This window comes from Bradyrhizobium ferriligni, assembly GCF_056837965.1.
In genome coordinates, this window is sequence record NZ_JBXEJO010000039.1 from 84,820 (window position 1) to 91,648 (window position 6,829).

5 protein-coding genes are annotated in these 6,829 nt (G+C 66.3%); all 5 read left to right on the top strand.

Annotation, left to right across the window (positions count from 1 at the left end):
* Positions 1-144: 144 nt before the first annotated feature.
* The 5 genes from AC1VNY_RS23435 (at position 145) to AC1VNY_RS23455 (ending at position 6,716) form a co-directional block, all read left to right on the top strand.
* A complete protein-coding gene (locus tag AC1VNY_RS23435; RefSeq protein ID WP_028335539.1) occupies positions 145-1,062 on the top strand; it encodes a pirin family protein in 918 nt (305 codons plus the stop codon).
* An 82-nt stretch (positions 1,063-1,144) separates the two neighbouring features.
* Positions 1,145-2,059 carry a phosphoribosylaminoimidazolesuccinocarboxamide synthase gene (locus tag AC1VNY_RS23440; protein WP_482406949.1) on the top strand — a complete coding sequence of 305 codons (915 nt, stop codon included), beginning with the start codon at positions 1,145-1,147 and terminating at the stop codon, positions 2,057-2,059.
* 265 nt (positions 2,060-2,324) lie between these two features.
* Positions 2,325-3,365, top strand: coding sequence for a zinc-dependent alcohol dehydrogenase (locus AC1VNY_RS23445; protein WP_482406950.1), 1,041 nt, complete (start codon positions 2,325-2,327; stop codon positions 3,363-3,365).
* Between the two features lie 47 nt (positions 3,366-3,412).
* Positions 3,413-4,219 (top strand): crotonase/enoyl-CoA hydratase family protein, encoded by an 807-nt coding sequence (locus AC1VNY_RS23450; RefSeq protein WP_482406951.1) that lies wholly within the window; start codon positions 3,413-3,415, stop codon positions 4,217-4,219.
* Positions 4,220-4,562: 343 nt separating this feature from the next.
* Positions 4,563-6,716: a SulP family inorganic anion transporter gene (locus AC1VNY_RS23455; RefSeq protein ID WP_482406955.1), complete on the top strand. Its 2,154-nt coding sequence runs from the start codon at positions 4,563-4,565 to the stop codon at positions 6,714-6,716.
* The last annotated feature ends 113 nt before the right edge of the window (positions 6,717-6,829 follow it).

The window sequence follows — 6,829 nt, forward strand, 5'->3', positions numbered from 1 at the left end:
CAGCCTGCTCAATCACCGCGCCCTGTGGTTATGGGTCCCGGCTCGCGCGGAGCCTGTCATCGGGCGGCGCTTCGCGCCGACCCGTTGGCTTGGCCGGGACGACGATTGGAGTATGATCGCTACACCACTGTTAAGGAGTCCGACATGAGCTGGCAGCCCTCGACCGATCCCGAACTCGGCGATCCCAAGACCTGCGACGCGCTGGATCTGATCATCGTGCCGCGCACCCGCGATCTCGGCGACGGCTTTGCGGTGCGCCGCGCGCTGCCGCACGGCAAGCGCCAGATGGTCGGACCCTTCATCTTCTTCGACCATTTCGGCCCCGTGCAGTATCTCGCCGGCAAGGGCATGGATGTGCGGCCGCATCCGCATATCGGGCTCGCCACCGTCACCTATCTGTTCGACGGCAGCATCATGCACCGCGACAGCGAGGGCAACATCCAGGAGATCCAGCCCGGCGCAATGAACCTGATGACCGCGGGCCGCGGCATCGCGCATTCCGAGCGCACCCCCGACGTGCAGCGCCGCGACGGCCAGAAGATGTTGGGCCTGCAAAGCTGGATCGCGCTGCCGGCGGGCAAGGAGGAGATCGCGCCGTCGTTCCAGCACTATGGCGCGGGCGACCTGCCGATGATCTCCGAGCGCGACTTCACCGCGCGCATCATCGCGGGCTCGGCGTTCGGCATCACCTCACCGGTCAGCATGGTCTCGCCCTGGTTCTACACTGAAGTGACCGCGAAGGCCGGCACCTCGGTGCCGCTCGACCCCGATCACGAGGAACGCGCGATCTATCTCGTCGACGGCGAGGTCGAGATCGCGGGCGACCGCCACGAGGGGCCGCGGCTGCTGATCTTCCGGCCCGGCGACCGCATCACCGTGAAGACGCTGCGGCCAACCCGCATGATGTTCCTCGGCGGCGACGCGCTGGAGGGGCCGCGCCACATCTGGTGGAATTTCGTCTCGTCATCCAAGGAGCGGATCGAGCAGGCCAAACAGGACTGGAAAACCGGCCGTTTCGCGCAGGTTCCGCACGAACACGAGTTCATTCCGCTGCCGGAGTGAGTTATTTCCTGTGATAACCTCGAACGCCCGCACGGCCGTGTGCGGGCGCTCGTCTTTGAAGGCCACTGAGAAAGATCACGCCATGACCGCGATGCTATCCAGCGATTTGCCCCTGCCCCGGATCGGCCGCGGCAAGGTGCGCGATATCTACGCCGTCGGCGACGATCGCGTCCTGCTGCTGACCACCGACCGGATCTCGGCATTCGACGTGGTGATGGCGGAAACCATTCCGATGAAGGGCGCGGTGCTGACCCAGATCAGCGCCTGGTGGTTCCGGCAGCTCGAGGGCACCGTGCCGCATCACATGATCAGCGCCGATGCCGACGAGATCATCCGCGCGGTGCCTGAACTGAAGGATCATCGCACCGACATCCTCGGCCGCGCGATGCTGTGCAAGCGCACCACCGTGTTCCCGATCGAATGCGTGATCCGCGGCTACATCTCCGGCTCGGCGTGGAAGGAATACGCGGCCGATGGCACCCTCGCCGGCGAGAAGCTGCCGGCCGGCCTGGTCGAGAGCCAGAAGCTCGAGCCCGCGATCTTCAGCCCGGCGACCAAGGCCGAGGCCGGCCATGACGAGAACATCACGATCGCGCGGGTGCGCGAGATCGTCGGTGCCGACGTCGCAGCGACGCTGGAGAAGATGGCGCGCGACGTCTACGGCTACGGCGAACAGACCAGCCGCGCCCGCGGCATCATCATCGCCGACACCAAGTTCGAGTTCGGCCGCGACAAGGATGGCCGCATCATCCTGATCGACGAGGTGATGACGCCGGATTCGTCGCGCTTCTGGGCGGTCGATGCCTACAAGCCCGGCCAGCCGCAGCCGAGCTTCGACAAGCAACCGCTGCGCGACTACCTCGACGTCGAGCGCCGCGCCGGCCGCTGGAACGGCGACGCCCCCGCCCCGCCGCTGCCGGCCAGCGTCGTGGATGCGACGAGCAAGCGGTATCTGGAAGCGTATCGCCGCGTGACGGGAAGCGAGCTGAAGGTCTAGCTGCTGTCCTTCCCTTATCTATCACCGTCACCCTGAGGCGCTCGCGAAAGCGAGCCTCGAAGGGTCGACGGCCACCAGCGGGGCCGTGCATCCTTCGAGGCTCGCTCCGCTCGCACCTCAGGATGACGGGAAGAACGGTGTGCCTGCATCAATCGACTGCACCGCTTCCCTGGGCCGGGTGAATCCCATTCACCCCTGTTGAAGACAAACCTTTTGTCGCGGCGTCCACCGCGCTGCACTCTCCGACCAAACGGAGAGCTTCACGATGCGGCAATTGACTTATGTCGGCGGCAACAAGGTCGAATGGTGGGACGTTCCGGCGCCGAGACTCCAGGACGACCGCGACGCACTGGTGCAGCCGCTCGCGGTGACGCGCTGCGATCTCGATCTTGCGATCGTGCACGGCCGATCGGGCCTCGCGGGTCCGTTCGCGCTCGGCCATGAGACGGCGGGCCGCATCGTCGACATCGGCGGCGCGGTGAGGAATTTCGCGCCCGGCGATCTCGTCATCGTTCCGTTCCAGATCAGTTGCGGGGTCTGCGACCGCTGCCGGCGCGGCCACACCAATGCCTGCACCGCGGTGCCGTTCCGCTCCTCCTACGGGTTGAAGCCGGTCTGCGGCGTGGAATATGGCGGCGGCCTGTCCGACCTGATCCGCGTGCCGTTTGCCGATCACATGCTGGTCCATCAACCACAGGGCCATGCCTTGTCGCAAACCGCAGGACTGGCCGACGGCGCGACCGACGGGTTCAGCGCGGTGGCGCGCTGGCTCGCGCAACGGCCCGGCGCCGACGTGCTGGTGATCGGCGGTTTCGCCCAGTCGCTCGCGCTGTTCGCGATACAGGCGGCGGTGGCGCGCGGTGCGGGCCGCATCGTCTATCTCGACGACCACGCGCCGCGCCTCGCCAAGGCGAAGTCGCTCGGCGCCGACGTGATCGAAGCGCCCGCTGGCCTCTCGATGGAGCCGCCCGGCCTGTTCCCGATCGTGATCGATGCGGCCGCGACCGACGCCAGCATCCTGCTCGCGCTCCGCGCGACCGAACCCAACGGCATCTGCCAGCGCATGTATGGCGACTTCGCCGAGACGACGCCGGTGCCGCTCCGGCACATGTATGGCGTCGGTGTCACGCTGAAGATCTCGCGCGTCAATGTCCGCGCCGAGCTGCCCGAATGCGTCGCCCATGTTGCGGCAGGCCATTACCACCCGGAGGAGGTGATCACCCGCCGCGTCCGTTTCGAGGACGCGCATGAGGCGATCGGCGACCCGACCATCCGCGTGGCCTTCGTTCGTGATGGCATTGCCTGACGGGGACCGGTAGGTTGGCTCCAACCAACAAACGAAGGGAACGACCCATGTCCGATGCCGATACTGTGCTCGTCGAGCGCGATGGCCCCGTCACCATCATCTCCATCAACCGTCCGCACAACCGCAACGCCGTCGATGGCGCCACCGCGCGCAGACTGTATGACGCGTTTCTCGCCTTCGACGCCGATTCGAGTGTATCCGTCGCGGTGTTCACCGGCACCGGCGGCTATTTCTGCGCCGGCGCCGATCTGAAGGCGGTGGCGGCGGGCGATCCCGAGAAGAAGCGCGAGGTCGGCGGCCACAACACGATCGCGCCGATGGGACCGAGCCGGCTGCGGCTCTCGAAGCCGGTGATTGCCGCGATCGAAGGCTTTGCCGTCGCCGGCGGCATGGAGCTCGCGCTGTGGGCCGACATGCGCGTCGTCGCCGAAGACGCGACCTTCGGCGTGTTCTGCCGCCGCTTCGGCGTGCCGCTGATCGATCTCGGCACCATCCGCCTGCCGCGACTGATCGGCCATTCGCAGGCGATCGACCTGATCCTCACCGGACGCCCGGTCGGCGGCGCCGAAGCGCATCGGATGGGGCTCGCGAACCGGCTGGTGCCGAAGGGTGAGACGCGCGCGCACGCCATCGCGCTCGCCAAGGACATCGCGAAATTCCCGCAGAACTGCCTGCGCGCCGACCGGCTGTCGGCACTGCGGCAGTGGGACCTCGACGAGGAAGAGGCGATCAGGAACGAGATGCGCGGCGGGCTCGAGGTGATCGCCTCGGGCGAAACGCTGTCGGGCGCGGCGCGCTTTGCCTCCGGCGTCGGCCGTCACGGCGTCTTCGGCAATGAGGGCGGCCACGGCTGACGATCGCGTCCTGCCTGTCTTCTCCTTCCCCCTGAACGGGGGAAGGCCGGGATGGGGGTCAGCCGCAGGCGACGCTTGATGCGGAGAAATCAGGTCGCCACCCGCTTTGCTCTGACGAGCAAAGCGACCTCCCCTTTTCAAGGGGAGGTCCGAGCCATTTCCGCGGCGCTGGGTTTCGCCGCGCTCTGCGCGAGAAGCAAAATGCGCGCGTTGAGAATTGGTTGTCACAAAAATCCTGTTGTCGTCCTGCGCCGGGCTCGTCTACGACTGGCGGCGAAAGTTCAGGACATTATTTAACGTGATTAGTCGATCGCTTTATTTCGGCTCGCAAGCGCGGCGGGCCATGCACGACGTGCTCGGCGGCAGCGCCGCCAGTGTGCTCGGCATCACGTTCGGCCTGTCCTACGCGCTCTTGATCTTCGCCGGGCCATTGTCGCCCTATCTGTCATACGGCGTCGCGGCGACATTCATTTCCTCGGCAGTGCTCGCGACCTTCATCGCACTCGGCAGCTCGCTGCCCTTCGCGGTCGCCGGCCCCGACACCTCCACCGCGGCGGTGACGGGAATCCTGATGGCCTCGCTGGTCGAGCGCGTCAGTGCCGCCAATCCGACGGCGCCGCTGCTCGCGCCGGTGCTGATCACGCTCGGGCTCTCGACCATCGTCACCGGCATTGTGCTGTGCTGCCTCGGGCTGACACGGTTCGGCCGCGCCATCCGCTACGTGCCTTATCCTGTCGTCGGCGGCTTCCTCGGGGCAACCGGCCTATTGATCGTGCTGGGCGCGATCAGGGTGATCACCGGCTATCCCGTGCAGCTCAGCACCCTCTTCCACTTCACCAACATCATCACGATCTCCGAGCTCAGTGCTGCCTGCGCGATGGCGCTGGTGCTGTATCTGACCTGGCATCGCTCGCGCACCCCGTTCGGCCTGCCGATCATCCTGATCGGCGGCGTGATCGTGGCGCACCTCGTATTCTGGATCATCGGCATCACGCCCGAGGAAGCGCATCTGACCGGATGGACCTTCGAGCCGCCGCCGGCATCGACCTTCATGCTGCCGTGGCACATGGCCGAGCTAGCGCAGTATCCGTGGTCGGCGGTGCCGGACCTGCTCGGCAACATGATCGCCGTCGTGTTCGTCACGGCGGCGAGCACGCTGTTCAACACCACCGGCATCGAGGTGGCGGTACATCGCGAGGCCAATCTCGAGCGCGAGCTGAACATCACCGGTTTCGCCAACATCCTGACCGGCGCGCTGGCCGGCTATGCCGGCTGCATCTCGGTCAGCCGCTCGATCCTGAATTTCTCCAGCGGCGGACGCGGCCGGCTCTCGGGGCTGACGGTCGCTGCGATCTCGCTGCTGATGCTGGCGGTGGCGCCGCAGTTGCTCGGCTACATGCCGAAATTCGTGCTCGGCGGCCTCCTGATCTATCTCGGCGCCGACCAGCTGCATAAATGGATGATCGAATCGCGCAAGCGGCTGTCGCAGACAGAATATGTGTCGCTGCTCGCGATCATCGCCATCATCGTAACCTGGGGCTTCGTGCCCGGCATTTTGATCGGCGTCATCATCGGCTGCGCCACCTTTGCGCTCAGCGCAGCGCGGGTCGAGGCGATCAAATACGGTTTTGACGGCTCGGAGTATCGCAGCTCGCTGGATCGCTCGCGCGACGACCGCGAGGTGTTGTCGGCCCATGGCGGCAAGATCCAGGGGCTGACCCTGCAAAGCTATCTGTTCTTCGGCTCCGCCAACCGCCTTTACCAGCACGTCAAGGCGCTGCTGCGCGAGCACCCGGAGTGCCGCTATCTGCTGTTCGACTTCAAGCTCGTTACCGGCGTCGATTCGTCGGCGGCCTACAGTTTTGCGCAGATCAAGCGCAGCGCGCACGAGGTCGGCGTCGAGCTGGTGCTGGTGCATCTGTCGGCCAAGGCCGAGCAGGTGCTGCGCTCCAGCGATTTCATCGCCGAGGGCGTCACCATGATCGACGAGCTCGATCGCGCGCTGGAATGGTGTGAGAACGAGATCATCGCGCAGCACCAGGAGCTCGCGCAGGAGGAGGCCGACCTGCGCGGCTGGTTCGCGGGGATGCTCGACAGCGAGAACGACGCCGACGCACTGATCCGGCGCTGCCAGCGCATCGAGGTCGACGCCGGCGAGGTCATCGTGCACGCCGGCGATGCCGCCGATTCCATGCACTTCATCCTCGACGGCCGCGTCGGCATCATGGTGCCCGCCGAGGACGGCCGCTCCACCCGGGTGCGCAGCCTCGGCCGCTACACCACGATCGGCGAGATGGGCCTCGTCTCGCAGGCTCCGCGCAGCGCCACCATCCAGGCCGAGATGGCGAGCGTGCTCTATGTGCTGAACACCCACCAGTTCGCGGCGATCCGCGACGAGGACCCCGAGCTCAGCCACAAGCTGCTGACCTATTTCGTGTCGGTCATGGCGGAGCGACTGACGTTTGCCAATCGCACGATTGCGGTGCTGCGGCGGTAGCAAGCGGCGAAGTAAACTTCATTGCCAACCACGACGGGGCTCGGCTCCCTCTCCCGCTTGCGGGGGAGGGCTGCTGTCTCTTATAGACATCTGACGCTGCCGACGATCGCATA